This window comes from Nocardia exalbida NBRC 100660 (assembly GCF_000308575.1).
Classification (GTDB): domain Bacteria; phylum Actinomycetota; class Actinomycetes; order Mycobacteriales; family Mycobacteriaceae; genus Nocardia; species Nocardia exalbida.
This window is the reverse complement of record NZ_BAFZ01000004.1, coordinates 1-25,518: the sequence shown is the minus strand read 5'-3', so window position 1 is coordinate 25,518 and position 25,518 is coordinate 1. Positions and strand designations below refer to the sequence as shown.

General features: G+C 67.0%; 29 protein-coding genes and 1 tRNA gene. 14 read left to right on the top strand and 16 right to left on the bottom strand.

What is annotated here, in order from left to right; all coding sequences use genetic code 11:
- Positions 1 to 98: 98 nt before the first annotated feature.
- Positions 99 to 1,739: a cytochrome bc1 complex cytochrome b subunit gene (qcrB, locus tag ON29_RS02010; RefSeq protein WP_040864390.1), complete on the top strand. Its 1,641-nt coding sequence runs from the start codon at positions 99 to 101 to the stop codon at positions 1,737 to 1,739.
- A gap of 98 nt (positions 1,740 to 1,837) precedes the next feature.
- Here the strand turns inward: qcrB and ON29_RS34415 are convergent, their stop codons facing one another.
- Complete coding sequence (locus ON29_RS34415; protein ID WP_373283841.1) at positions 1,838 to 2,023, bottom strand: DUF397 domain-containing protein; 186 nt, start codon at positions 2,021 to 2,023, stop codon at positions 1,838 to 1,840.
- 447 nt (positions 2,024 to 2,470) lie between these two features.
- Between ON29_RS34415 and ON29_RS02005 the strand changes: the two genes are divergently transcribed.
- The 3 genes from ON29_RS02005 to ON29_RS01995 are packed head-to-tail and all read left to right on the top strand — an operon-like array spanning position 2,471 to position 4,662.
- Positions 2,471 to 2,953, top strand: a complete 483-nt coding sequence (locus ON29_RS02005) for a DUF309 domain-containing protein (protein ID WP_040864389.1) — start codon at positions 2,471 to 2,473, stop codon at positions 2,951 to 2,953.
- A 16-nt stretch (positions 2,954 to 2,969) separates the two neighbouring features.
- Positions 2,970 to 3,926 carry a tRNA glutamyl-Q(34) synthetase GluQRS gene (gene gluQRS, locus ON29_RS02000; RefSeq protein ID WP_051174792.1) on the top strand — a complete coding sequence of 319 codons (957 nt, stop codon included), beginning with the start codon at positions 2,970 to 2,972 and terminating at the stop codon, positions 3,924 to 3,926.
- Positions 3,927 to 3,972: 46 nt separating this feature from the next.
- The gene (locus ON29_RS01995; RefSeq protein WP_040864387.1) at positions 3,973 to 4,662 is read left to right on the top strand and encodes an RDD family protein; all 690 of its coding nucleotides are present in this window, start codon (positions 3,973 to 3,975) and stop codon (positions 4,660 to 4,662) included.
- Positions 4,663 to 4,738: 76 nt separating this feature from the next.
- Here ON29_RS01995 and ON29_RS01990 read toward each other — a convergent pair whose 3' ends face one another.
- Positions 4,739 to 5,257, bottom strand: coding sequence for a DUF4190 domain-containing protein (locus tag ON29_RS01990; protein WP_040864386.1), 519 nt, complete (start codon positions 5,255 to 5,257; stop codon positions 4,739 to 4,741).
- A gap of 29 nt (positions 5,258 to 5,286) precedes the next feature.
- Between ON29_RS01990 and ON29_RS01985 the strand changes: the two genes are divergently transcribed.
- The gene (locus ON29_RS01985) at positions 5,287 to 6,066 is read left to right on the top strand and encodes a queuosine precursor transporter (protein WP_085994819.1); all 780 of its coding nucleotides are present in this window, start codon (positions 5,287 to 5,289) and stop codon (positions 6,064 to 6,066) included.
- Positions 6,067 to 6,133: 67 nt separating this feature from the next.
- Here ON29_RS01985 and tgt read toward each other — a convergent pair whose 3' ends face one another.
- The 5 genes from tgt to ON29_RS01960 form a co-directional block, all read right to left on the bottom strand.
- Positions 6,134 to 7,405, bottom strand: coding sequence for a tRNA guanosine(34) transglycosylase Tgt (gene tgt, locus ON29_RS01980; protein ID WP_040864472.1), 1,272 nt, complete (start codon positions 7,403 to 7,405; stop codon positions 6,134 to 6,136).
- A gap of 57 nt (positions 7,406 to 7,462) precedes the next feature.
- Entirely contained in the window at positions 7,463 to 9,367 is a 1,905-nt protein-coding gene (locus ON29_RS01975) for an ABC transporter ATP-binding protein (RefSeq protein ID WP_040864385.1), read from the bottom strand.
- Positions 9,364 to 11,097, bottom strand: coding sequence for an ABC transporter ATP-binding protein (locus ON29_RS01970; protein ID WP_040864384.1), 1,734 nt, complete (start codon positions 11,095 to 11,097; stop codon positions 9,364 to 9,366). The genes ON29_RS01975 and ON29_RS01970 overlap by 4 nt, the downstream gene beginning before the upstream one ends.
- A gap of 87 nt (positions 11,098 to 11,184) precedes the next feature.
- Positions 11,185 to 11,688, bottom strand: coding sequence for an RrF2 family transcriptional regulator (locus tag ON29_RS01965; RefSeq protein ID WP_040864383.1), 504 nt, complete (start codon positions 11,686 to 11,688; stop codon positions 11,185 to 11,187).
- A 36-nt stretch (positions 11,689 to 11,724) separates the two neighbouring features.
- Positions 11,725 to 12,315 (bottom strand): TetR/AcrR family transcriptional regulator, encoded by a 591-nt coding sequence (locus tag ON29_RS01960; protein ID WP_040864382.1) that lies wholly within the window; start codon positions 12,313 to 12,315, stop codon positions 11,725 to 11,727.
- A 200-nt stretch (positions 12,316 to 12,515) separates the two neighbouring features.
- On the opposite strand from ON29_RS01960, the gene ON29_RS01955 reads away from it, so the two are divergent.
- Positions 12,516 to 14,810 (top strand): MMPL family transporter, encoded by a 2,295-nt coding sequence (locus ON29_RS01955; protein WP_040864381.1) that lies wholly within the window; start codon positions 12,516 to 12,518, stop codon positions 14,808 to 14,810.
- A 57-nt stretch (positions 14,811 to 14,867) separates the two neighbouring features.
- Here the strand turns inward: ON29_RS01955 and ON29_RS01950 are convergent, their stop codons facing one another.
- Together ON29_RS01950 and ON29_RS01945 are read right to left on the bottom strand one after the other, a co-directional pair.
- The gene (locus tag ON29_RS01950) at positions 14,868 to 15,122 is read right to left on the bottom strand and encodes a hypothetical protein (RefSeq protein WP_051174791.1); all 255 of its coding nucleotides are present in this window, start codon (positions 15,120 to 15,122) and stop codon (positions 14,868 to 14,870) included.
- Between the two features lie 212 nt (positions 15,123 to 15,334).
- Positions 15,335 to 15,535, bottom strand: a complete 201-nt coding sequence (locus ON29_RS01945) for a hypothetical protein (RefSeq protein WP_040864380.1) — start codon at positions 15,533 to 15,535, stop codon at positions 15,335 to 15,337.
- A gap of 166 nt (positions 15,536 to 15,701) precedes the next feature.
- Here ON29_RS01945 and ON29_RS01940 point away from each other — a divergent pair, with 166 nt between their 5' ends.
- The 5 genes from ON29_RS01940 to ON29_RS01920 all read left to right on the top strand — a co-directional run bounded on the left by ON29_RS01940 (position 15,702) and on the right by ON29_RS01920 (position 19,408).
- Positions 15,702 to 15,998 (top strand): DUF6191 domain-containing protein, encoded by a 297-nt coding sequence (locus ON29_RS01940; protein WP_040864379.1) that lies wholly within the window; start codon positions 15,702 to 15,704, stop codon positions 15,996 to 15,998.
- Between the two features lie 67 nt (positions 15,999 to 16,065).
- Positions 16,066 to 16,377, top strand: a complete 312-nt coding sequence (locus tag ON29_RS01935; protein ID WP_040864378.1) for a carboxymuconolactone decarboxylase family protein — start codon at positions 16,066 to 16,068, stop codon at positions 16,375 to 16,377.
- Position 16,378: 1 nt separating this feature from the next.
- Positions 16,379 to 16,996, top strand: coding sequence for a carboxymuconolactone decarboxylase family protein (locus ON29_RS33555; protein ID WP_051174790.1), 618 nt, complete (start codon positions 16,379 to 16,381; stop codon positions 16,994 to 16,996).
- Positions 16,997 to 17,048: 52 nt separating this feature from the next.
- Positions 17,049 to 18,455: an amidohydrolase family protein gene (locus ON29_RS01925; protein ID WP_040864377.1), complete on the top strand. Its 1,407-nt coding sequence runs from the start codon at positions 17,049 to 17,051 to the stop codon at positions 18,453 to 18,455.
- 320 nt (positions 18,456 to 18,775) lie between these two features.
- The gene (locus tag ON29_RS01920; protein WP_245548798.1) at positions 18,776 to 19,408 is read left to right on the top strand and encodes an antibiotic biosynthesis monooxygenase; all 633 of its coding nucleotides are present in this window, start codon (positions 18,776 to 18,778) and stop codon (positions 19,406 to 19,408) included.
- Positions 19,409 to 19,414: 6 nt separating this feature from the next.
- On the opposite strand, the gene ON29_RS01915 is transcribed toward ON29_RS01920, so the two are convergent.
- From ON29_RS01915 to ON29_RS01900, 4 genes are all read right to left on the bottom strand, one after another.
- Positions 19,415 to 19,870, bottom strand: a complete 456-nt coding sequence (locus ON29_RS01915; protein WP_040864469.1) for a deaminase — start codon at positions 19,868 to 19,870, stop codon at positions 19,415 to 19,417.
- A gap of 79 nt (positions 19,871 to 19,949) precedes the next feature.
- A tRNA-Ser gene (locus ON29_RS01910) sits at positions 19,950 to 20,037 on the bottom strand.
- 67 nt (positions 20,038 to 20,104) lie between these two features.
- Entirely contained in the window at positions 20,105 to 20,539 is a 435-nt protein-coding gene (locus ON29_RS01905) for a nucleoside deaminase (RefSeq protein WP_083863191.1), read from the bottom strand.
- A 43-nt stretch (positions 20,540 to 20,582) separates the two neighbouring features.
- Positions 20,583 to 21,122, bottom strand: a complete 540-nt coding sequence (locus ON29_RS01900; RefSeq protein WP_040864375.1) for a tRNA adenosine deaminase-associated protein — start codon at positions 21,120 to 21,122, stop codon at positions 20,583 to 20,585.
- Positions 21,123 to 21,192: 70 nt separating this feature from the next.
- Between ON29_RS01900 and ON29_RS01895 the strand changes: the two genes are divergently transcribed.
- Complete coding sequence (locus tag ON29_RS01895) at positions 21,193 to 22,131, top strand: prephenate dehydrogenase (protein ID WP_040864374.1); 939 nt, start codon at positions 21,193 to 21,195, stop codon at positions 22,129 to 22,131.
- Between the two features lie 295 nt (positions 22,132 to 22,426).
- Here ON29_RS01895 and ON29_RS01890 read toward each other — a convergent pair whose 3' ends face one another.
- The gene (locus ON29_RS01890; RefSeq protein WP_084499007.1) at positions 22,427 to 23,041 is read right to left on the bottom strand and encodes a putative glycolipid-binding domain-containing protein; all 615 of its coding nucleotides are present in this window, start codon (positions 23,039 to 23,041) and stop codon (positions 22,427 to 22,429) included.
- Positions 23,042 to 23,090: 49 nt separating this feature from the next.
- On the opposite strand from ON29_RS01890, the gene ON29_RS01885 reads away from it, so the two are divergent.
- The gene (locus ON29_RS01885; RefSeq protein WP_040864373.1) at positions 23,091 to 23,477 is read left to right on the top strand and encodes a hypothetical protein; all 387 of its coding nucleotides are present in this window, start codon (positions 23,091 to 23,093) and stop codon (positions 23,475 to 23,477) included.
- A gap of 393 nt (positions 23,478 to 23,870) precedes the next feature.
- Here the strand turns inward: ON29_RS01885 and ON29_RS01880 are convergent, their stop codons facing one another.
- Complete coding sequence (locus tag ON29_RS01880; RefSeq protein WP_040864372.1) at positions 23,871 to 24,164, bottom strand: ANTAR domain-containing protein; 294 nt, start codon at positions 24,162 to 24,164, stop codon at positions 23,871 to 23,873.
- 433 nt (positions 24,165 to 24,597) lie between these two features.
- Here ON29_RS01880 and ON29_RS01875 point away from each other — a divergent pair, with 433 nt between their 5' ends.
- Positions 24,598 to 24,975 carry a helix-turn-helix domain-containing protein gene (locus tag ON29_RS01875; protein ID WP_051174789.1) on the top strand — a complete coding sequence of 126 codons (378 nt, stop codon included), beginning with the start codon at positions 24,598 to 24,600 and terminating at the stop codon, positions 24,973 to 24,975.
- Positions 24,976 to 24,979: 4 nt separating this feature from the next.
- Here ON29_RS01875 and ON29_RS01870 read toward each other — a convergent pair whose 3' ends face one another.
- Positions 24,980 to 25,357, bottom strand: a complete 378-nt coding sequence (locus ON29_RS01870) for an ATP-binding protein (RefSeq protein WP_157172628.1) — start codon at positions 25,355 to 25,357, stop codon at positions 24,980 to 24,982.
- Between the last annotated feature and the right edge of the window lie 161 nt (positions 25,358 to 25,518).

The window sequence follows — 25,518 nt, the reverse complement described above, 5'->3', positions numbered from 1 at the left end:
CCACAATTCTCCCGGAGAACCCCATCGATTCCGGCAGACAGCTCTGCTACCGTCTGTAGTAGGAACAGATACCACTCACCCAGGGCGGGGTGTCGGCCATGGCAATAGATCTAGCTCGCAAAATCGCCAAGCAAGCCGATGAGGCGGACGAGCGGTATAGGGCCGCCGCGTTCGTGAAGCGGTCGATCAACAAGGTCTTCCCGACCCATTGGTCGTTCCTGCTCGGCGAGATCGCGCTCTACAGCTTCATCATCCTGCTGTTGTCGGGCGTGTACCTGACGCTGTTCTTCGACCCGTCCATGACGGAGGTCGTCTACAACGGCGCCTACCAGCCACTTCGCGGTGTCACCATGTCGCGGGCGTACGAGACGGCGCTCGATCTCTCCTTCGAAGTGCGTGGCGGCCTGTTCGTGCGGCAGGTGCATCACTGGGCGGCGCTGCTGTTCGCCATTTCCATCATCGTGCACTTGTTCCGGATCTTCTTCACCGGCGCGTTCCGCAAGCCGCGTGAGGCGAACTGGGTGATCGGTTCGTTGCTGCTGATCCTGGCGATGTTCGAGGGCTTCTTCGGCTACTCGCTGCCCGACGACCTGTTGTCGGGCACCGGCCTGCGGGCCGCGTTCTCGGGTATCACGATCGGCATTCCGATCATCGGCACTTGGCTGCACTGGCTGATGTTCGGTGGGGACTTCCCCGGCGAGATCATCATCCCGCGGCTCTACATCGCGCACGTGCTGTTGTTCCCGGGCATCATCCTGGCGTTGATCGCCGCGCACGTGGCGCTGGTGTGGTACCAGAAGCACACCCAGTTCCCCGGTCCGGGCCGTACGGAGAACAACGTGGTGGGCGCCCGGATCGTGCCGGTGTTCGCCGCCGATCAGGGTGCGTTCTTCGCCTTCACCCTCGGCGTCGTGGGCATCATGGGCGGGGTGTTCCAGATCAACCCGATCTGGAACCTGGGTCCCTACAACCCCTCGCAGGTGTCGGCGGGTTCGCAGCCGGACTTCTACATGATGTGGACCGACGGCATGGCCCGGTTGATGCCGCCGTGGGAGCTGTATCTGGGCCGCTACACCGTGCCGGCGGTGTTCTGGGTCGCGCTGATCATGGGCTTGGTGTTCACCGTGCTGATCGCCTACCCGTGGATCGAGAAGCGGCTCACCGGCGACAGGAGCGCCCATCACAACCTGCTGCAGCGTCCGCGTGACGTTCCGGTCCGGACGGCGATCGGCGCGATGGCGATCGCGTTCTACGTGGTGCTGACGCTGTCGTGCGTCAACGACATCATCGCCTACAAGTTCCAGATCTCCTTGAACGCGACGACATGGGCGGGCCGCATCGGGATCCTGCTCCTGCCTCCGATCGCCTACCTGCTGGCCTACCGCATCTGCCTCGGCTTGCAGCGCAGTGACCGCGCGGTACTCGAGCACGGGGTGGAGACCGGAGTGGTCAAGCGCTTGCCGCACGGCGAATACATCGAGGTGCATCAGCCGCTCGGCCCGGTCGACGCGCACGGCCACCCGATTCCGCTGGAGTACCAGGGCGCACCCGTCCCGAAGAAGATGAGCAAGCTGGGCGCGGCGGGCAAGCCGGGCACCGGCAGCTTCCTGCGTGCGGATCCGCGCGCGGAGAGCGTGCGGCACTTCGAGATCGAGCACGAAGAGGAACGAAGGCAGCTCGCCGTGCTGCGCAAGGTTCAGCAACGAGCGAACGGTGACGGAAACGGTTCCGCGCACTGAGGATTCGCGCCGCATCCGACCCGCCCGAAAACCGCGAAGGCCCCGAGTCCACACGACCCGGGGCCCGCTTTGCCTTGTTCAGGCCATTCCGGAGCGGTTCAGCCGCGCCGGAACTCTCCCGTCGAGAACCCCATTAGGAATGCATCCCACTCGCCCGGCGCAAACGCCAAGACCGGGCCACGTCCACTGTCCTTGGTGTCACGAACCGCGACATTGCCGTCGACGAGAAAAGCGACTTCCACGCAGTTCCCATCCGGACCGCTGTATGTGCTCTTGCGCCACACAGCGCCCGTCCAATCAACCTCCACGGCACTAGCTCCTTTGCTGCGTCGAGAGCGAGATTTCTCCTGACATCGTTCCAGCTAGCATCGGTACCCGACTGGAAAGCCGAATCCCGTGGTGCACCCCGTGCCGGAGCGCACTTTCCCGGTGCGTAGATATCGCACATCGAGTTCGAGAGGAAATTAACCTCGCGCGGGGCCTGTCCCCGCGCGGTAACACTAGCAGGTCCTTCGAAAGTTTGCCCGGCTCTTGCCTATTCAATCATCGCAACCACACACGTTTGCGAAGAGAGGAAGTTGCGGGAGCATTGCCAGCCTCCCTCATTCATTCTGAACACTGGCGTACCACAATGTTTTTAACGGATGTGATTGCTCTGTTATCGGAGCACAATTCGCGCTCGCCCACGGGGCGCGTCGACGCGACCCGGGCGGCCGTGCATGATGGAACCTATGGTCGAACGCGCTCGCGACGACGCAGGTCGCGCCCGTAATGCCCGTCCGCGCGACCGTCTCGGGCGGCCGCTGCCTCCCGGGAGCACCGGAGTTGCCCGAATTCCGGACGATCTCGATCTTCCACCCCAGCAAACCTTGACCTTCGCCCAGCAACTGCTGGACGAAGGACTTGCATTCAACGCACACGAGGTTTTAGAGGCCGCATGGAAGAACGGACCGTTCGCCGAGCGGATGCTGTGGCAAGCACTCGCGCAGTTCGCTGTCGGGCTGACCCACATACAGCGCGGTAATCCGAAGGGGGCGCGTACACTGCTCGCCCGCGCTGTGTCGCGGTTGACGGCATACCAGCCGGAGAGCGGGCGAGCACCCTACGATATCGATCTCGCCGGATTGGTCGCCCACGCCGAGGCACTGCTCGCCACGCTGGAGGCAGGCGACGAACCGGCGGACGCCGACCTGCGGCCGCGTCTGCGCGGTTGAGCGCGTCGCTCCTACCATGGCCGACGTGCGCACCTCATCGTCTACCGCCGGTCCCGTGGCCGAGCCGGGCGCGGGCCGGTATGCGCCGAGCCCGTCCGGGGACCTGCATCTGGGCAATCTCCGCACCGCGCTGCTGGCCTGGGCATTCGCTCGGTCCACCGGCCGCCGCTTCCTGCTGCGGATCGACGATCTGGACCGGGTGCGTCCCGGTGCGGAGCAGCGGCAACTGGACGACCTCACGGCGATCGGCGTGGACTGGGACGGACCCGTGGTACGCCAGTCCGAACGGTTGCCGTGGTACGAGGCGGCCATCGATCGCCTCGCCGCCGCCGGTCTCACCTACGAATGCTTCTGTACCCGAAGGGAAATCCAGAAAGCCGCGACAGCGCCGCACGGCCCCATGGGCGCCTACCCCGGTACCTGCCGCACGCTGAGCGACTCGGAACGGGCCCGGCTGCGCACCGAGGGGCGTCCGGCCGCGCTGCGTCTGCGCGCCACGGTGACCGAGTTCGAAGTGCGGGACGAGCTGCACGGCCGCTATCGAGGCCCGGTGGACGACGTGGTGCTGCGGCGCGGCGACGGCGTCCCGGCATACAACCTCGCCGTCGTGGTGGACGACGCGGCACAAGGCGTCGACCAGGTGGTACGCGGCGACGACCTGTTGCCGTCGACCCCGCGCCAGGCCTACCTCGCGACGCTGCTCGGCCTGCCGGTGCCGAGCTACGCCCATGTGCCGCTGGTGCTCAATACACAGCGGCGACGACTGGCGAAACGGGATGGGGCGGTGACACTCCGCGAACGATTGGCGCTCGGCAACACGCCGGAGGAAGTAGTCTCGGCGCTGGCCGCTTCGCTCGGCTCGACCGCGACATCGTCGTCCGAGCTACTCGCGTGTTTCGACACCCGGCGGCTGCCCCGCGAACCGTGGATACTCGACGTTCACGGGTTGTTGCGAAGCAGCCCATGTCCGTAACGTACGCATCGTCCAACTACTGATCAATCGACGAGGACAAACAACTATGACAAGCGGTGGGTACGACCCCAACCAGTATCCTCAGGGCGGGCAGCCGTACGGGCAGCCGTACCCGCAGGGGGGCGACCAGTACGGGCAGCAGCCCCAGTACGGGCAGCAGCAGCAGCCCCAGTACGGCCAGCAGCCGCAATACGGGCAGCAGCAGCAGCCCCAGTACGGCCAGCAGCCGCAGTACGGGCAGCAGCAGCAGCCCCAGTACGGCCAGGACCCCTACGGCCAGTACCCGCAACAGCCCGGGTTCAACGCCTACGGCGGTCAGCCGGGGGACCTCGGCACGCGCATCGGCGCCCGCGTCATCGACGCGATCATCCTGATGATCCCGTACTTCATCCTGTACATCCTGGTCAACAACTCGGTGGGCCTGACCATCGGGCTCGGCCTGGTGTGGACCCTGGTCCAGCTCGGCTACTTCGTCGGCATGGAGACCTCGCAGGGCACCACGCTCGGCAAGAAGATCCTCGGCCTGAAGGTGCTCGCCCCGGGCGGCGCCGCCAAGATCGACCCGGTCACCTCGCTGAAGCGCAACGCGTTCGTCGCGGCGAACATCATCCCGTGCGTCGGCGGCCTGGTCTCGCTGGGTCTGGCGATCTACATCATGGTCACCATCTCGCAGGACCCGAACAAGCAGGGCTGGCACGACAAGTTCGCCGGCGGCACCCAGGTCGTCAAGGCCTGACCCGCCACAGCGATATCGAAAGTAACAGGGGCGCACCCGAATCGGGTGCGCCCCTGTTGCTTTCCCGGCCGTGCCGCTACGTGCTGGTCGCCCCCGCGATGATCACCACGACGAACCACAGGATGCCGAGCACGATCGCGCCGACACCGATCCAGATGCCGGCCAGCGCCATGCCGCGTCCTTCTTGACCGCTCTGCTTGACCTGATTCAGCGCGATCACCCCGAGGATGATGCCGACGATCGAGCCGAGCCCACAGGTGACGAATCCGACCAGCGACGAGATCAGCGCGCCGATGGCCATGCCGTTGGTGCCCTGCGCCGGGACTCCGTAGGGCTGGTAGGGCGTCTGGTAGCCGTAGTTCGGCTGACCGTACGGCTGCACGGGCTGCTGATAGGACGGATACTGCGGCTGCGGAGGCGGCGTCATCGGCTGCGAGGGCGGCTGTACCGGGTACTGCGGCGCCGACGGGTAACCCGACGGCTGCTGCTCAGGACTCGGGTACTGCGGGACCGAACTCTGCCCACCGGACTCCGGCGACACGCCTTGGCCGCCGTACTGCTTCCACCACTCGTCGGAATCGCCGGGATTCGTCATTGCTACAGCGTATTCCACAACCTGGTTGGATGATGCGGGTGAGTGAGTCGAAAACCACGCAAGAGCACGGCGGGCCTGGGCGCCCCGCGGACCATGCGGCATTTGCCCAGGTCGCGCGGGGGTACTACGCACCGATCGTGGCCCTGTTCACCGCCACCCTGATCATTTCCAACATCTGCGCCACCAAGGGGGTGGAGTTCCTCGGCGATCGATCGGTGTCGCTCGGGCCGCTGCAAGTCCTGCCGATCGCCACCGATGGCGCCTTCTTCCTGTTCCCCCTGGCCTACATCCTTGGCGACGTACTGAGCGAGGTGTACGGCTTCCGCGCCACCCGCCGCGCCATCTACTACGGCTTCGCCGCGCTGCTGCTGACGGTCGTGTGCTTCGCCATCGCGATCCGGCTGCCCGCCGCGAGCTTCTACGACAACCAAGAGGCGTTCCGCACCGTCCTCGGGACGACGCCCCGGCTCGTCATCGCGGGCCTGGCCGGGTACTTCGTCGGTCAGCTGCTGAACTCCGCGACGCTGGTGCTGATCAAGGAGCGGACGAAGGAAAAGTACCTGTGGGCCAGGCTCATCGGATCGACCATCGTCGGCGAGTTCGCCGACACGCTGATCTTCTGCTCGATCGCCGCGGGCGCCATCGGCATCGATACCTGGCAGCAGTTCCTCAACTACGTGATCATCGGCTTCCTCTGGAAGACCCTCTGCGAGGTGATCGTGCTCCCGATCACCTACCGGGTGATCGCGTTGCTCAAGAAGCACGAACCCAGCTACGCGCCGACCGGAGTGGATCCACTGCGTACCTGACGAGTTCCCCGACCACCCTGCGGCGCGGGCGCCGCAAGAGACGATCGCGGCCCCGTGGAGCTCCCGATCACCCTTGCGGACCCGCGCCGTCGTGTTCCCGGAAAGCCTTTCCCCTGCCCCAACGCCCTAATGTCTCGGCCTTGTGCTCGTCGAAGTAGCCACCCTCGATGCTGTGCCGGATGCGGTCGACCAGGCGGACCGTGAACCGCTCGTTGTGAATGGTGCACAGCGTGGAGGCGAGCATCTCCTTGGCCTTGAACAGGTGATGGATGTAGGCGCGCGTGTAGTTGGCACAGGTGTAGCAGTCGCAGTTCTCGTCGATCGGGGTGAAGTCGCGGCGGAAGCGGCTGGTGTTGATGTTGAAACGGCCGGTGTCGACGTAGATCGCGGCGTTGCGGGCGACCCGGGACGGATTCACGCAGTCGAAGGTGTCCGCGCCGTTCTCGATCGCGGTGAAGATGTCCTCCGGTTCGCTGATGCCGAGCATGTGACGCGGCTTGTCCTCGGGCAGCTCGTCGCAGCACCAACCGACGGTGGCGCCCAGGTTGTGCTTCTCCAGCGCGCCGCCGATGCCGTAACCATCGAATCCCGTTCCCGCGCTTCCGCGAATCGATTCCAGCCCTCGACATGCCTTCCGGCGCAGGTCCTCGTACTGCGCGCCTTGGATGACGGCGAACAGCGCCTGGTACGGACGGTGCGTGCGCGCGGTGGTCAGCCGTTCGTGCTCGTCGATGCAGCGCTGCGCCCACTCGTGTGTGCGCTGTACCGATCGCTCCTGGTAGGCACGGGTGTTGAGCAGCGTGGTGAGTTCGTCGAAAGCGAACATGATGTCGGCGCCGAGCTGGTGCTGGATGCCCATCGACACCTCGGGGGTGAACCGGTGCGCGGAGCCGTCGAGGTGGGAGCGGAAGGTGACCCCGTCGTCGTCCACGGTGGCCAGCCGCTCTTTGCCGGGGGCGATCACGTCGTCGCTGCGCACGTCGACCGCCTCCATCGCCAGCACCTTCTTGAAGCCGACCCCCAGTGACATCACCTGGAACCCGCCGCTGTCGGTGAAGGTCGGTCCCGGCCAGTTCATGAACGCGCCGAGCCCGCCCGCCTCGTCCACGATGTCGGCGCCCGGTTGCAGGTAGAGGTGGTAGGCGTTGGCCAGCAGCGCCTGGGCGCCCAGTTCCCGCATGGTCTCCGGCAGCACCGCCTTGACCGTCGCCTTGGTGCCCACCGGAATGAACGCGGGCGTGGCGATCGACCCGTGCGGCGTGGCGATCACACCGGACCGGCCGTGCCGCCCTTCCAGGCGCGTACCGACGGTGAAGGAGAAGGATTCGGGACCGGACACCCCGCTATCCTCGCAGTTCGCCACCCGCCGCCCGAACCAGCCCACCGCTCGCCTGCCTCACACCGCTCCCGCGAACTGGGCGTTGTACAGGCGGTAGTACGCCCCGCGCTCCTCGAGCAAACGCTCATGCGAGCCGTGTTCCACGATCCGGCCCGCCTCCATGACGACGATCAGGTCGGCGTCGCGGATGGTGGACAGGCGGTGGGCGATGACGAAGCTGGTCCGGTCGCGGCGCAGGGCGGCCGTGGCGTGCTGCACCAGCAGCTCGGTGCGGGTGTCCACCGAGCTGGTCGCCTCGTCCAGGATGAGGATGGACGGCTTGGCGAGGAACGCGCGCGCGATGGTGATGAGCTGTTTCTCGCCCGCGCTGACACCGGCGCCCTCCTCATCGATGACCGTGTCGTAGCCGTCGGGCAGCGCGTGCACGAAACGGTCGACGTAGGCGGCGCGCGCCGCGGCGAGGATCTCTTCTTCGCTCGCGTTCGGGTTGCCGTAGGCGATGTTCTCCCGGATGGTGCCGCGGAACAGCCAGGTGTCCTGCAGCACCATGCCGATGCGCGAGCGCAGGTGGTCGCGGGTGATCTCGGTGATGTCGACGCCGTCGATGGTGATCGTGCCCGCGTCCAGTTCGTAGAACCGCATGAGCAGGTTCACCAGCGTGGTCTTGCCCGCGCCGGTGGGCCCGACGATGGCGACCACGTGCCCTGGGTCGGCCACCAGCGACAGTCGCTCGATCACCGGCTTGTCGGGTTCGTAGCGGAACGAGACGGCCTCGAACTCCACCCGGCCGCGGTCGACCGGGCGCGCGTCGGCCATCACCGGGTCCGGGCTCTGCTCCTCGGCGTCGAGGATCTCGAAGATCCGCTCGGCGGAGGCGACGCCGGACTGCAACAGGTTGGCCATCGCGCCGAGCTGGGTCAGCGGCTGACTGAATTGACGGGAGTACTGGATGAACGCCTGCACCTCGCCGAGCGAGAGGCTGCCCGTGGCCACTTTCAGGCCGCCGACCAGCGCGACCAGCACGAAGTTCACGTTCCCGAGGAACATGATCGCGGGCATGATCATGCCCGAGATGAACTGCGCTTTGAAGCTGGCCTGGTAGAGCTGTTCGTTGCGCTGGTCGAACTCCTTGCCGACCTCGCGGTTGCGGCCGAACGCGGTGACCACCTCGTGCCCCGAGTACGCCTCCTCGACCTGGGCGTTGACCAAGCCGGTGTACTTCCACTGGTCGACGAAGTGCGGCTTGGACCGTTTCGCGATCTGCGCGGTGACCACGATGGCGGCGGGCACGGTGAGCAATGCGATCACCGCGAGCTGCCAGGAGATCCAGAACATCATGACCAGGATGCCGAGCACCGAGAACACCGAGATCAGCAGCTGGCTCATGGTCTGCTGCAGGCTCTGCGACACGTTGTCGACGTCGTTGGTCACCCGGCTGAGCACGTCACCGCGCGGCGCGGAGTCGAAGTAGCGCAACGGAAGCCGATGGATCTTGTCCTCGACCTCGCCGCGCAGCCGCTTCACCGTCCGATTGATCACGACGTTGAGCAGGTAGCCCTGCAACCACCCGAACACGGCCGCGCCGATGTACAGCAGGAGCACCAGGGCGAGAACCCGGCCGACCGCGCCGAAGTCCACCCCGACACCAGGCACCACGTCCATGGCGCCGAGCATGTCGGCGAAGGTGTTGTCGCCCTTGGCTCGCAGGCCTTCTATCGCCTGCTCCTTGGTCATCCCGGGCGGCAGCTGTTTGCCGACCACGCCGTCGAAGACGAGGTTGGTCGCCTTGCCGAGGATGTAGGGCCCGATGGTGTTCAGCACCACCGAGACGATGACGAGCGCGATGATCAGCCCGACCTGGAAACGCTCCGGCGCGAGCCTGCGCAGCAGCCGCTTCAGCGATGGTCCGAACGATTTCGCTTTGGTGCCCGGCGCACCGGGAGTGGGCATTCCGGGTCTCATCGCGCCTCCTCGGCACTCAGTTGCGACTCGACGATCTCCCGGTACTCCGAGCAATCCCGCAGCAGTTGCTCATGGGTGCCGATCCCGGCGATCGCGCCGTCCTCGAGCACCACGATCTGATCCGCGTCCCGGATGGTGGCGATGCGCTGCGCGACGATGAGAACCGACGCGTCCGAGGTCTCCGGCTTCAGCGCCTCGCGCAGCCTGGCGTCGGTCGCGACGTCGAGCGCGGAGAACGAGTCGTCGAACAAATACACCCTCGGCTTCTTTACCAGCGCTCGCGCGATGGCCAACCGCTGGCGCTGGCCGCCGGAAACGGTGGTGCCGCCCTGAGCGACGGGTGTCTGCAACCCCTCCGGCATCTCCCGGACGAAATCGGCGGCCTGCGCGATCTCGAGTGCGCGCCAGAGTTCGTCGTCGGTGGCGTGCGGATTGCCGTAGCGCAGATTGCTCGCGATCGTGCCGGAGAAGAGGTACCCCTTCTGCGGCACGAGGCCGATCTGCGAACGCAATACCTCCAGGTCGATGTGGCGAACGTCGGTGCCGCCGACGTAGACCGCGCCGTCGCTGACGTCCATCAGCCGCGGAATGAGGTTGATCAGCGTGGTTTTCCCGGCGCCGGTGGAGCCGACTATGGCGGTGGTGGTGCCGGGACGCACCTGGAAACGGATGGCCTCCAGCACCGGCTTTTCCGCACCGGGGAAGGCGAACTCGGCGAACTGGAAGTCCACGACGGCCGGGTCGTCGGTGAACGGCTGCGGCAAGCGCGGCGGGTGCACCGAGGATTCGGTGTCGAGCACCTCGCCGATCCGGTCGGCGGAGACCGCGGCGCGCGGCGCCATCATGGCCAGGAACGAGGCCATCATCACGGCCATCAGGATCTGCATGATGTAGGACAGCATCGCGGTGAGCGAACCGATCTGCATGTGCCCGGCGTCGATCGCGTGCCCGCCGAACCAGATCACCGCGACCGCGGTGACATTGCTGATCAACATGACCGTGGGGAACATCAACGCCATCAACCGGCCCACCCGCAGCGCGGTGTCGGTGAGTTCGGTGTTCGCCAGGCCGAAGCGCCAGGTCTCCTGCCGTTCCCGCACGAACGCCCGCACCACGCGGATACCGGTGATCTGCTCGCGCAGTACCCGATTCACCTCATCGATCCTGGCCTGCATGTCGCGGAAGCCGGGCACCATCTTGGAGATGATCACGCCCATGGCCAAGGCCAGCGCGGGCACCGCGATCAGCAGCAGCCAAGACAGCCCGAGATCCTCGCGCAAGGCCATGATGATGCCGCCCACGCACATGATCGGCGCCATCACCAGGATGGTCGCCGACATCACGATGAGCAGCTGAACCTGCTGAATGTCGTTGGTATTGCGGGTGATCAGCGAGGGCGCGCCGAACATCCCCACTTCGCGCGCGGAGAACGTGCCGACGCGGTGCAGCAGCGCGCCGCGCAGGTCGCGGCCCGCGCCCATGGCCGCCTGCGCGCCGAGATAGACCGAAGCGGCCGACGCGACGATCTGTACGCCCGTGACCGCGAGCATCCACAAGCCGGTGGTCCAGATGTAGCCGAGATCACCTTTGGTGACGCCGTTGTCGATCAGGTCCGCGTTCAGGCTGGGCAGATACAGCATCGCGATCACGGAAACCAGCTGCAGCGCAACGACCCCCGCCAGCTGGGCGCGGTAGGGGTACAGATGCGAACGAAGGAGTCTGGTCAGCATGATGAATCGCAGGCTACCGGCTGTCGGCGCGAGGCGTCGCGAAGATTTCTGACCTGCATGAATGCTCTCCCGTCGGGGTATGCGGAGCTAGCGGCGCGCCCAGGCGCCCGGGTCTTCGGTGAGCGCCTCGACGAATCCGGGCAGCCGATCGTTCGCGATGTCGGCGATGGTGACGTTCTCCAGCACCGCCCGGATGTTGACCCGCAGCGCGATCCACACCCGCTGCAACGGTTCGGCCGCACCGGAATAGCGGACGTCCTCGGGCCGGGCGCCGCGCACCGACGCCAGCGGGCCCTCGATCGCGCGGATCACGTCGGCGATGGAGATGTCGGCCGCGGCCCTGGCCAGCCAGTAGCCGCCGTCCGGACCGCGCCTGCTGATCACCAGTCCGGCTCGGCGCAGCTCGCCGAGCACGGACTCGAGCACCTTCGGCGGAATCCGCTGGGCGGTGGCGATCGCTTCGGCCTTGACCACGGGCGCGGCCTGCACGAGGGGTGCGCCGAGCCCGACGACGGACTTGTCCAGTCGCGGCGCACTGGCGATCTCGAGCAGCGTCCGCACCGCGTAATCGACCTTCGCGGTGATGTGCACAGCAGCGACTCCTGGCGTCGAGGGGACAGCTCGAATCTACGCGCCGCCGCCTGCCAGCACGCAGGTCGCGGCATCCAGCAGTGAGGATTCCACCAGCGAATCGTCCGCACCAGGCACGAGTTCCTTGGACACCAGCGCGACACCGATCACCTCGAGCGCGGCGCAGGCGCGCAACTGCGCCGCATCGGTGGCGTCCGGACCGGCCAGCCACTCGCGCAGCGCCCGACTGGCGTCCATGAGATCCGGGTAGCGGTCGGCCATGGCGTTGATGATGGCGACGGTGTCGCGCACGACCAGCGCCCCGGCGTCACGGTGATGAATCAGGCCGCGCAGATAGGTGCGCAGCACCTGGCGGATGCTCTCGGCGTCGTGCGGTACCTGGTCGAGATCGTTCACCACCGAACGCATGTGATCGACGATCGGATCGATGATCGCCAATAGCAGATCGAGCTTCGACGCGTAGTGATAGTAGAGCGACGCCTTTGTGATTCCTACCGCATCCGCGACCTCGCGCAAGCTGGTCTGCTCGAATCCTTTGGCCCCGAACAGCTTCACCGCGGCGTCTCGAATCGCGCTTTTAGTGCCTCCACCTGCGACGACAGCGCCGGGTGCGTCACGCACAGACATTCGACGATCCTCTCATCACCTTCGCGCGAGCGAACGTCGCCCGCAAAATAGAGGTTGTTCCTCCGCTTAGCTCCTGGGTAGTCTACCTACCGCACGGTAGGCAGAAAGCGTCAGTGGAGGCGGAGGCAGCAGGGCACCCCCGCGAGTGCTGTCTACACGCAGACCCAGCACGATCCCAGTCATCGCTAGGAGAACCACTCGTGTCCGTTTATCTGTACAGATGGGGAAAGTTCGCTTTCCGCCGGAAATGGATAGTCCTTCCTGTCTGGCTCGTCTTGTTCGTGCTCCTAGGTGGTCTCGGGGCACAGCTCAGCAAGCCGATGAGCAACGACTTCAGCATGCCGAACCTGCCGTCCGAACGTGCCAACGAGATTCTCGACAAGCACTTCCCGGGCGCCTCCGCCGCGTTCAAGTTCGACGCGGTCACCGGCACCTACGTCGCCGCGGCCCCGGAGGGACAGAAGCTGACCGACCCGGCGAACCGTGCGGCGCTGGACGCGTTCATCGCCGATCTCGGCAGGCTCGACATCGTCGATCACAGCAAACCCATCGTCAATCCGGTCGAAGCGGCCGACAAGATGGGCTGCGTCGCCACACCCGACCCCGCGCAGTGCAGTGGCGCCCCGCTGAACGTGCTCAGCCAGACCGCGCCGGCGACCGTCGCGGTGATCAACGTCCCGTTCACGATCGCGAAGTTCACCGACGTGACCGACGCGCACCGGGAAGAGGCGTACGCCGCCGCTGCCGGCGCGCGTAACGCCGGCCTCACGGTCGAGATGAGCGGCTCGATCGCGCAGAAGCAGGAAGCGCCGAGCGGCAAGTCCGAGATGATCGGCATGGCCGTCGCGCTGGTCGTGATGATCGTCGCGTTCGGCGCCATCGTCGCGGCGTTCGTGCCGATCGTCACCGCGATCATCGGCCTCGGCGCGGCCACCTCGCTGATCATGCTCGGCACCTCGGTGATCGAGGTCCCCAGCTTCACCACGTTCCTCGCCTCGATGATCGGCATCGCGCTGTCCATCGACTACGCGCTGTTCATCGTGTCCAGGTACAAGCACGAACTCGCGGTCCAGGACTCGCCGGAAGAGGCCGCGGGCACCGCGCTGGGCACGGCCGGTTCCGCCGTCGTATTCGCCGGTCTGACCGTCATCATCGCGCTGGCCGGCCTGAGCATCGTCGGCGTCGAGTTCATGACCTTCATGGGCCTCGGCGGCGCGATCGCCGCCGGTTTCGCGGTGCTCACCGCGATCACGCTGATGCCCGCGCTGCTCGGCGCGTTCGGTCGCTTCCTGTTCAAGCCGAAGCTGCCGGTCGTCGCCCAGCACGATCCCGAGGACGAGAACTCGGTCACCAACGGCATGCGCTTCGGCAGGCTGATCGGCCGCGTGCCGTGGGTCGCGCTGATCCTGAGCGTCGTGGTGCTCGGCGCGCTCGCCGCCCCCGCGGCCGGCCTGAACCTCGGCCTGCCCGGCGACGACAGCATGCCGAAGACCTCCACCATCCGGAAGGCCTACGAGCTGCGCACCGAGGGCTTCGGCGAGGGCAGCAACGGCGTACTGAACGTGGCCGTCGACCTGAGCGCCGTGCCCGCCGAGAACCGGGACGCGGCGGTGCGGGCGCTGCGCGACAAGCTCGCGTCCTACCCCGGCATGGACTACGTCACCGAGCCGCAGTGGAGCCAGGACCAGCAGGGCGCGCTACTGGACGGCGTCCCGAAGTCCGGGCCCAACAACCAGGCCACCAAGGACCTGGTGCAGGACGCCAGGGAGGCCGAAGGCCAGCTGAAGGCCGAGTACGGCATCGAGTACGGCATCACCGGCACCACGGCGATCTACGCCGACGTCGACCACGTGCTGCTCAGCAAGATCGTGCCCTACCTGGCGATCGTGGCTGGCGCGGCATTCCTCCTGCTGATCCTGGTGTTCCGGTCGATCCTGGTGCCGCTCACCGCGGCGCTCGGGTTCCTGCTGTCGATGGCGGCGACCTTCGGCGCGACCGTGCTGATCTTCCAGGAGGGCAAGCTCGGCCTGATCGAGGACCCGCATCCGCTGGTCAGCTTCATGCCGATCATGCTGATCGGCCTGGTGTTCGGCCTCGCGATGGACTACCAGGTCTTCCTGGTGACCCGCATGCGCGAGGAGTTCGTGCACGGCAGGTCGGCCAAGGACGCGGTGGTCGCCGGCTACCACCACGGCGCGCGCGTGGTGACCTCGGCGGCGATCATCATGATCTCGGTGTTCGGCTCCTTCCTGCTGGAGACCGACGTGACCGCGAAATCGTTCGGCTTCGCCTTGGCGGTGGGCGTGCTGCTGGACGCGTTCATCGTCCGGATGGTGCTGATTCCGTCGCTGCTGGTGATCATGGGCAAGTGGTCGTGGTGGATGCCGAAGTGGCTCGACCGCATCCTGCCCGACATCGACGTCGAGGGCTCGAAGCTGCGTGAGTTGCAGCGGCGTTCGGCCGAGACGGTGAAGGAACCGGTCGGCGTCAGCTGATTCGTCGCCCATGGCTCGGCCCCGCATCCGGACTCCGGATGCGGGGCCGAGTGCGTTTCACCGGCTCGGTTGCGGAAGTTCGCAGTCGCCCACTCGCGGATTCACCCCGACGTAGTTGAGCGGGCCCGCGAGGGCGGTGAGACCGATCGTGCCCCAACCGGCGCAGTTCAGCGGGGGGCCGCTGTCGAAATAATGCCGCTGACCGGCCGCGAGCAACCCGATCGCCAGCCAGGCCAGCAGCAGGAAGCCGAATACCCGGGAGCCGGCACCCGGGCCGCGTCTGGCACGCGCACGGGATTCGTAGTCGCGCATCTCATCGGTTCCTTCCGTGCACCCCGTAAGAGGGAATACCCGGCCGCACCGACAGCTATCCAATAAAGACCAGCGCGATCCGCAGGAATTCATAAACAGCAAATGTTCAGTTCACGTCAGGGACCGCTCGGCTCACAGCTCGTCCGAGCCTACGAATGACGGACGGCCGGGTGGGCATGCCCACCCGGCCGTCCGCTACTCACTCGATCGAACTACGGACTGGGTTGCGGGACATTGCAATCCGCGACCTTCGGATTCACGCCCATGTAGTTGAGCGGTCCCGCGATGACAGTGACGGCGATGGTGCCGAAACCGGCGCAATTGACCGGTCCACTGTCGAAGTAGTGGCGTTGTGCTGCGGCGATCACGCCGATCAGCAACCAGATCAAGACGATTACACTTCCGATTCTCATGTTTCTCTCGCGCATCGTTCCCGCGCGGACTGTCCGACGGCGCATCTGGCATCGCGTCCTTCCCGCACTTTCCGTACCGGGCGTATACCCGCGATCTCACCCGTTACCCTCCGTGAAACGAGCAATTTTCGAATCGGTTCGGCGCGGGCGGGTAGCTTCGGTAGGCATGGCATCGGTGTTGCAGTGGTGGATCCCCGGATGGGTGATCCTGCTCGTGCTGGTGGCGGTCTACGAGCTGACCGTGAACAAACGTCGCAGGCGCCGCCGAACCCCCGTCTCCGGCACGTTCACCGACGAGTTCACCGCGCTGTTCTACGCGACCAAGCGCATGGAGCTGGACCATCGCGAATCCGTGTCCATGCTGCGGGACGAGCAGGACGAGGGCGCGCCACCGCTGGTCGGGGTCGACCTGGAGCACCACCGGGTGGTGCTTCGCAAGCAAGCGGACGGCGGTAGCGACTGACGCTGCGCGCCTGCGATTTCCAGCGAAGGCGGCGGGCGTCGGCCAGAATGGGCCCATGCGTGGCTCGATGAGTGAGAAATGGGAGCGGTTCGGTGCTCACCTCGAGACCGCACCGGGGCGGCTGTCGAGCGAGATCCGCCGCGTCTTGCGCGCCAGAACCGCCGCGACAGCCGATCCGGGCCCGCACGACCAGACGGAACTCGCCGGATTCGCCGATCTGGTGGCCGACCGGTCCTACCGGGTCACCGAGCAGCACCTCGCGGCGTTGAAAGCGGCCGGGCACACCGACGACGAGATCTTCGAGGCGACCGCGGTCGCCGCCTACGGCGCGGCCGACCGGCGCCTGCGCGCCGCGCAGCTGGCGTGGGAGGGGAACTGAAATGTGGCTCGAAGCGGTGCGATCCGGCCACGACCGGCCCACCAGGTTCGTGTTGTGGACCATGCGGCGGTTCAGCGGCGTCGAGGTCCCCGCGGTGCTGAAAGTGCTGTTCTATCGGCATCGGTTCTTCGGATCGCCGCTGTCGGACCTGATCCAGGAGGCCATGCGCGGACCGTCGTACTGGACCGTCGCCGAACGCGAGATCTTCGCGACGCACACCTCCCAGGCCAACGAGTGCCCGTTCTGCGCGACCTCGCACGAGGCCATCGCCAGTGCGTACATCGACGCCGACGTGGTGACGCGCGCCTTGGCCGACGGCGCGGATTCCCCGCTGCGTCCCGAGGCGCGCGCCATGCTCGGTTTCCTCGCGAAGATGGCCCGTGACCCCGAGGGGTTGACCGCGCAGGACGCCGCCGTGGTTCGGCTGGCGGGGGTTTCCAGGGACGCGTTCGACGAGGCCGTCTGGGTCGGCACCTGCTTCAACGTGATCAACCGGATGATGAACACCGTCGGGGCGGGCCCGCTGGAGGGCAGGCAGCCCAGCGTGAGCGCCCGATTCATCAAACTCGCCGGCTACCGTATGCCGCCGCCGGTGACATTGTTCTCGCGCGGCGTCTGACCGCTTTTCCCGCGATTCACTCGCGTGCCGGAACGATGTGTGTTCTCCTCGAATGGTGAGCCAAGTCCACTTGGGGCACATTTTTCACATCGCCGGTAGCCCTGCTGCCCGCGATGTGCCCGCCGCGTTGGCCGACGTCCCGGACGGGGCTTTGATAATCGATGACGGGGGTCGGATCGCATTCTGCGGAACGCGCTCGGATATCCCGGACGAGTACCGCGCCGAAAAAGTGTTCGACCATCGGCCCGGATTCCTGCTTCCCGGGTTCGTCGACACCCATGTTCATTTCCCGCAGACCTTCGCAGGAGATGCCTACGGCGGCGGCCAGCTGCTGGAATGGCTGGAATTGTGCATCTATCCGGCGGAATCCCGTTACGCCGAAGTGGAGTTCGCGCAATCGGCGGCAGCCGAATTCTGTACCCGGCGCATCGCCGCGGGCACCACGGCGGCGATGGTGTTCGGCTCGGCATTCCCGCACGCGCAGGACGCGCTGTTCGCCGAAACCCGCCGCCGCGGTCTCCGGATGGTCGGCGGCCGTGGCATCCAAACGACCGGAGAGCCGTCGGCGGCGCCCTTGATCACCACCGAAGACGACGCCATCCGCTTGACGAGCGAGGAGATCGACAAATGGCACGCCGCCGACACCGGCGACGTGTCTACCGCCCTCTTGCACGTGGCGATCGTCCCCCGCTTTTCGCTGGCGGTGACTCGGCGAACCTTGAACAACCTCGGCGAGCTGTACGACTCGGTGCGCGAACGCGGCGTCTATTTCCACACCCATCTCAACGAGAACAACCGTCCGGGAACCGGGGAAGTCGACACCACCAAGCACGCCTACGGCGTGACCACCTATCTGGACACCTATGACGGGAAGTTCCTGCCCGGATCGGCGGTGGGCGGCAAGAGCCTGCTCGGCAGGCGCAGCATCCTCGCCCACTGCGTGCACTGCCAGGACGCCGAGCTGGCGCGGATGGCCGAAACGGGCACGTCGGTGGCGCATTGTCCGGTGTCGCAGCAGTTCCTCGGCTCCGGCACGATGCCGTGGAAGCGGACGCTCGCCTCCGGCGTCACGGTGGCCGCGGGCACCGATTACGGCGGTGGCGACGAATGGCTGATCCCGCAGGTGCTGGCGGCCGCGTTCAAGGTGCACATCTCCGAGCCGGGCGAGCACGGGGTGTCGATGCATCCGGCGGAAATGTTGTTCATCGGCACGCTGGCCGGGGCGCGCGCCCTGGATATGGAAAACCGTTTCGGGAATTTCGACGTCGGTAAGGAAGCCGATTTCGTCGTGGTGGAACCGGCGCGCGTTCCGGCTCTGGACCACACGCTGGCACAGGGTATTCGTTCCGAAGACCCCGCATTGGCCCGGGATCAGACGTTGTTCGCGCTGCTGATGGGTATCCGCGAACCCGCGATCACCGAGGTCTACGTGCAGGGTCGCCGCATCGACGTCGCATAGCGTCGATGGACGCCGCCGCTACCGCCGTAACGGTCTTTCACCGACCGGCGCACGACGCGGCTTTTCGGGACTGGCTCATGGGGATCACCGAAATCGCTCGTCTAATGGACGGATTCGTGAACTCCTCTGTCGCGGTGACCGAAGGCCCGCTTCTCGAACCGGGTTTCAGCGTTACGTTCCGATCCGAACCCGCGCTGCACGCATTTTTGGACTCCGCCGAACGAGCGGCCGCACTGTCCGAAGGCGCAAAGCTCGGTTTTCATTGCAAGAGTTCGGATCTGGTTATCGTCGAAGGCGGGGCGTCACCGCCGGGTGTCGGTGTGTTCCGGCACAGTGTCGCGCGCGACAAGGAAGCCGAATTCGAGGCCACCGAGGCACGGCTCGTCGCGGTGAGTTCCACGTTTCCGGGATTCGAAGGCGCCGCCCTTTTCCCATCGGACGGAGGGCGCTGGTTCTCGGTGCTCCGATTCCGTACGGAACGGCAGTTGTCGGATTGGCTGGGCTCGGACGAACGCGCCGCCACCCTGCCGGAATTGCGTGCGAAGCTGACCGAGGACTTCACCGTGCAGGCGCACACCACGCCGTTCGGCTCGACCGTGCGGACGGTCGACGGCGAGACCAGGATGACGCCGACGTGGAAGACCGCCATGCTGGTGTTGCTGGTGTTGTATCCGACGGTGATGGTGCTGTCGCGTTTCCTCGGCCCGGTGCTGGACCGGGCGGGATCGCCACCGTGGCTGGCGTTGTGGCTCAGCCAGATCGTGAGCGTGGGCGTGATGAGCTATTACCTGTCGCCCGCGGTGGCGAGCCGGTTCCGCCGGTGGCTCGATCCGATCGACGGCGCGGGCAGGCGGATCAGCGTCGCGGGGGCGGCGGTGGTCGTCGCGCTCTACGCGCTGACGCTGCTGCTGTTCGCGTCGGTGCGCTGGTTGCAGTACTGGGACTACGACTGAGCGCGCTCAGGACAGGTCGAGATGCCGGTTCATCGACATCGCCGCCTCGGCCAGTTCGGGTAGTTCCAGCACCGTGACACCCGCCTGCCGCAGTTTCTCCACTCCGACGCAGTTCACCACGAACGTCGACGGCTCGCGCCACGCGATCACCACGACCGGGACACCGGCCCGCAGGATCCGGTCGGTGCACGGCAGCCGGTCCTTCGTCCCGCGTTCGGAGCAGGGTTCCAGCGTGCTGTAGAGCGTGGCCCGCCCCAGCCGCGGATCCGCCCGGTCGAGCTTGCCGAGCGCCGCCTCCTCGGCGTGCTCCTTCGGGTCGGACTCACGGGAGTAACCGGTCGCGATCTCCGCACCGTCGGCGACGATCACCGCGCCCACCGAGAACGCGCCCTCGGCCACCGGGCACAAACGCGCGAGTTCGATGGCCCGGTTCATCCAGTAATGGTGGTCGGGCTCGGTCACCGGATCACCCTCCTTCGGCACACTCGTCCTGCGAAAGATGAAAAGCCCCTCACCTGCGCGAACAGATGAGGGGCTGGAGCGGTGGCGGAGGGATTTGAACCCTCGGAGGGGGGTTACCCCTCACACGCTTTCGAGGCGTGCTCCTTAGGCCGCTCGGACACGCCACCGCCGACAACCATACCGGACCGTCGCCGGATCGCTAAATCGTTTGCTGACCTGCGCTGCCCCGTGGGCTCAGCGCTGGGTGCGGAAGAACTCGTCGAGCAGTGCCGCGCACTCGTCCGCGAGCACTCCACCGCGCACCTGGGGGCGGTGATTGAGACGACGGTCGCGCACCACGTCCCACAGCGACCCGACAGCGCCGGTCTTCGGCTCCCACGCCCCGAAGACCAGACGGCTCACCCGTGCGAGCACCAGCGCGCCCGCGCACATCGTGCACGGCTCCAGGGTGACGGCGAGGGTGGCGCCCTCCAACCGCCATCCGTCGCCGTGCACCGCGGCGGCACGGCGCAGCGCCAGGATCTCCGCGTGCGCGGTCGGATCGCCGAGCGCTTCCCGCGCATTCGCGGCCCGCGCCAGTTCCCTTCCGGCGGAGTCGAACACCACCGCGCCGACCGGCACGTCACGATCCCCGGCGGCCGCCGCCGCGCTGATGGCGGCACGCACCATGTCGGCGTCCGACGCAATCGGGTCGTTCGGGAGAACGCCCACGTCAGCGTGGCAGTTTGTCCAGTACCGCGGCGAGTTCGCCTGCGAAGCCGAGACGCTGGGCGATCATGCCGAGCTGCTCGTCCGGATACAGATCGGTCTCGGCGAGGATGACGCTCAGCACCGGTTCGGGCAGGCCGAGATCGGCGAGCACCCCGAGGTCGCCCTCCTCCCACGGCTCGACGTCGTCCAGTTCGTCCGGATCAATATCCGGGATCTCCACGTTCAGGGCCTCGAGGACGTCCGCGGCGATGTCGTAATCGATCGCGGCCGTGGCGTCCGAGACGAGCATGCGGGTCCCGCTCGGCGCAGGCCGGAGCACGATGAAGAACTCATCGTCGATGTCGAGCAAGCCGAACACCGCTCCGGAGCTGCGCAAAGCCTTCAGTTCGTTTTCCGCCGCGGACAAATCGGTGAGCGCGTCCCGGCTCAGCGGACTGCACCGCCATTTGCCTTCTTCGCGGACAACCGCCACTGCGAACCCTTCCACGTCGTCGTAATCGTCCGACGCCGCCCTGTTCGTGCCCGAGCGCTGTGCTGCCATGGCCGCAACGGTAGTCTGCTCGAGCGGAAATGTTGAAGTCGTATGCCAATCTGTTCGGGTGACTTCGGCGATGAAAGCACCCGTATGCGTCCTGGGGACCGGTCTGATCGGTGGATCGCTATTGCGCGCGGCCGTCGCCGCGGGCTATGACGGCTGGGGATACAACCGGTCGTCGGCGGGCGCGCAGGCCGCCCGCGCCGACGGATTCGACGTCACCGAGGATCTGCCCGCCGCGTTGCGCCGTGCCGCGGGAACCGACGCGCTGATCGTCGTCGCGGTGCCGATGCCCGCGGTGGACCACATGCTCTCCGCGATCGCCACCTACGCCCCCGAGTGCGCGCTCACCGATGTGGTGAGCGTGAAGGCGCCGGTCGCGGCGGCCGTGCGCGACCACGGGCTCGCCGACCGGTACGTCGGTGGTCATCCGATGGCGGGTACGTCCGAATCCGGCTGGGCCGCCACCGATCCGGAGTTGTTCCGCGACGCGGTGTGGGCGGTCGGCGTCGACGAGGGCACCCGGGCCGAGCCGTGGACCCGCGTGGCGCGGCTCGCCCTGGACTGCGGCTCGGTGGTGGTACCGGTGGTGGCCGCGGAGCACGATCGCGCCGTCGCGCGCATCTCCCATCTCCCGCATGTGCTGGCCGAGGCCTTGGCTCTGGCGGGCGCGACCGGGGGCGATCTCGCGCTGGGACTGGCGGCCGGATCGTTCCGCGACGGAACCCGGGTGGCGGGCACGGCGCCCGATCTGGTTCGCGCGATCTGCGAGCCGAATTCGGGGGCGCTGCTGGAAGTTCTGGACGAAACGCTCACCGTGCTCGGCGCTGCCCGCGACAGCCTGCGCGAGGAGACATCCCTGGCGGATCTGGTCGAGGCCGGGCACGACGCCCGAGGACGCTACGAATCCGCGCGGCATTGGGAGATCACGGATATCCGCCCGGGAGACCAGAATTGGCTGGAAGACCTGCGGGCGGCCGGACAGCGCGGTGGCGTCATCACGCAGCTGGGCTGATCTCGCGCTCGAACGGCACCCCGCGGCACGTCATGCTGTCGGCGCGGCCTCGGCGACAGCCAGGGAACTCGACGATCCGGGCACTCAGCATGACCAGCACGGCATCACCGCGTCGAGATCGGCTCGGTGGACTGTGCGATGTCCGGCCCGGTTCCGCGAGAATCGCGACCTGAACCTCCTCGCGTCCCGGCTCGGCGCTGGACGCGTACCCGTCGGACCCACGAGCGGGTCGCGACAACTCGGCGCAGCCCCGGCTTGCCATATGCGCAGCTCGTGCCACCATCCGCACCCGCTATCAGATCCGTTCGGCCAGCCCCGGGTAGTCCAGCAGGAAGCCGTCGGCATCCACCGTGACCGTGGCGCTGGAGACCGGCGACAGCACGCTGATGCCGTCGGCGGCGCTGCTGTAGATCAGCGTGGCCTCTTGAACGAGCAGGTCGGGCAGGCGGACATAGACCACCGGGACCTGGACGTCCTCGACCGCGTGTTGCAAATCGTAGCGGCGGATCGGCAGCGTGTTGAAGAACGGGCTGAGCACCACGTCCACGTCGAGGGCGCCCGCGAAGGTGGAGCGCACATGGTTGCCGCCCGCATCGACGAGCCAGTAGTTCTCCTCGTCACGGGCGATCGAGGCGTGCCGCTCACCGGCGGCCGTCGTGGTACGCAGCGACAGCCGCTTCGTCGCGCCGTTCTCGTCGGTGACCAGGTCGTACGACGCGCTGAAGGCGGGGTGATCCGCGCTCGCGCCGCCGATCATGCGCCCGGCGGCGCGGATGCGGTTGCCATTGAGCTGCACCCGCACCGACTCCATCCGGGTCGCGTCGTGGGCGCGCCAGGTGAGGATCGCCGGCCACCGGGATTCCTGCGGACTCGCGGCGGGGCGCTCGGGGTCGGGGGCTGGGGTCGTCACGTATCTACCGTAAGCGACACCCGCCCCCGGCCCGCACAACCGCCGGGTCATGGGCACCCTCGTCGGCCTTGTGGAGCAGGTGCGGGTCGTGCAGGCCGCGACCGGCAAGGACCTGCACGACCACCTCCAGTGCGCCACCGCGACCGCGGGCAAGCAGGCCGACCGGATCGCGACCGTGTGGGCTGAGCGCAGGGAAGCGGTCGCGATCGAACGTGACGCGGCCGAGGCCCAAGCCAGCGGCGCTGAAGGGGGCTACGACAGCCCGCAGCGGCGTGAGGAGCTGGAGAAGACGCTCCGGGCGAAGGGACTCGACGACGACCAGGTCGCCCAGCACATGGCCGCTCACGCCGGATTCGCCAAACCACCTTCGGCGGCGGCCGCGCGCATACCCCGTCCGCGACGAGGACGCCGCCCGACTCTCACCGTTCGTGCGTGAGCACATCGGCCTGGACGGGCATACGCCTTCCACCTGCCCGATTTCGGGGGCGGTCGCCGGCCGGTGCGCGATCCCGACGCCGCAGACGACTGAACCCGCTGCGGCTCACCGGTTGTCCCCAGTCGCCGGTTCGGGCAGATCGATCCAGAGTGCGTGGGGTCCTGGTAGTCCTGGCCGAAAGAGCAACGGATATCGCTGACCTGCGCTAACTGCGTGCAGGGAAAATCCCGAACCCTCCACCACGCGGCGATTCGCGACCAACCCAGGCCCCCATCGGTCATCCTCGCCGGGCCCGGCGGGTGTCGAGAATCGATCAATTCTCAACACGGTGATGCGGTCGGTGATCGATCGAAGCAGGGCTCGGCCAGCACCGTGCAGCATCCCCGGTGCGCTCTACTGGTCGGACTGCGGGGAGCGCCCGGACAGGATCCGGTTCAGATCGACGCGCAACGGGGCTTTAGCGGCTTGCCCGCCCGCGGTCGGTAGTTCGGTGAGGACGCGCTGGGCGAGCTCGCGTAGTCGCACGTCGGTGTGCTGCGAGCAGGACCGCAGCAGCTGGAACGCTTGCTGCTCGCCGATCCCGTAGACCAGCATCAGCATGCCTTTGGCCTGCTCGATGACCGTGCGGCCGACCTCGAACGCGAACCGATCGGCTTCGTCTGGGGGTCGGGGCGCTTGGATGTCCACATCCCCCACCTCTACCGGAGTTCCGGCGTGAAGAACACCGCACCCGCCATAGAGAAAAACTCCACTCCATGATGTAGACATCCTGGGAATGCCGGTATACAGTCGCTGTCGTTGGAGTTGAAGAGTCTGGTTGGCCGGGCAGGTGAGCTGCCCGGAAAGCAAGAACTACCGTCCCCTCCGGCGGAGAAGAGAATCCGGTGCACTCGGCCGGACCGCCGGAGGGGACGACGAAATTACCGCAGGCAGATTTGTCGATCCGGGAGGTGGTCGCTGAAGCAGTTGCCTACACCTTGCGCGCCCGGGAAGAAGTGCCGGGCGCGGTGTTCGACGTCGGCTCTGCGGGTCGGCGATCGGAATTGATATCAAACCCCCTCGATCCCGGGCCCCGGCGCACTGTGCGCCGGGGCCCGTCGGCGTGGAAACCAGAGGTGTTGTGCAGCAACCGAACACAGACCCCACCGGCCCCATAGATCCCACCGACGCTTCCGGTGCCGCGGACCGGCTCGATGACGAGGACTATCCCGCCTACAGCATGGGCAGGGCCGCGGAAATCCTCGGCGTCACCCCCGCCTTCCTGCGCGGTCTCGACGCCGCCGAACTGCTCACCCCGCAGCGCTCACCGGGCGGGCATCGCCGCTACTCCCGCTACCAGCTGCGTATCGCCGCCCGCGCCCGCGCACTGGTCGACTCCGGCACACCACTGGAGGCGGCGTGCCGGATCATCGTCCTGGAAGACCAGCTCACCGAAGCCCTCGAACTCAACGCCCAACTCTCCCGCCAAGACCCACCCGCACCGGACCCCGGCAGCTGAACCCTTACCCACCGCCGCGGCGGACGCCGAGTTCGGCCCACACCGTTTTGCCGCCGCCGTGGTAGTCCACACCCCAGCAGGTGGCCAGCTCATCGACCAGGATCAACCCGCGCCCGCCGGTGTGATCAGGGCGGCGGATGCGCGCCGGCGCGCGGGAGCCGTCGTCGACCTCCACACGGAACCAGCCACGACCGGCCACGATCAACCGGCACCCGCGCGGGGCGCGGGCATGCACGACAGCGTTGCCGGCCAACTCATCACACACCTGCACCGCGTCCTCGACGCCGATACCAGTGGCACGCTCGAGCAGACGCCGCACCGCGGCCCGCAGCTGCCCCAACGAGACGGCCTCGAGATCCAACTCCACAACAACACCGTCCACGCGTTCATCGGTACACGCCTTCTTGGGCGGGAGTGTCAGAACCTTTGTGGGTGAGGGCGATCGGTTCTGATTCTACTTTTCGGTGTGGTCTGTGATGCGGTCGCCGTAGATCAGGGCGAACTGCTGAAGGGCTCGTTTCCAGCCGGGGGTGTGCCCGACAA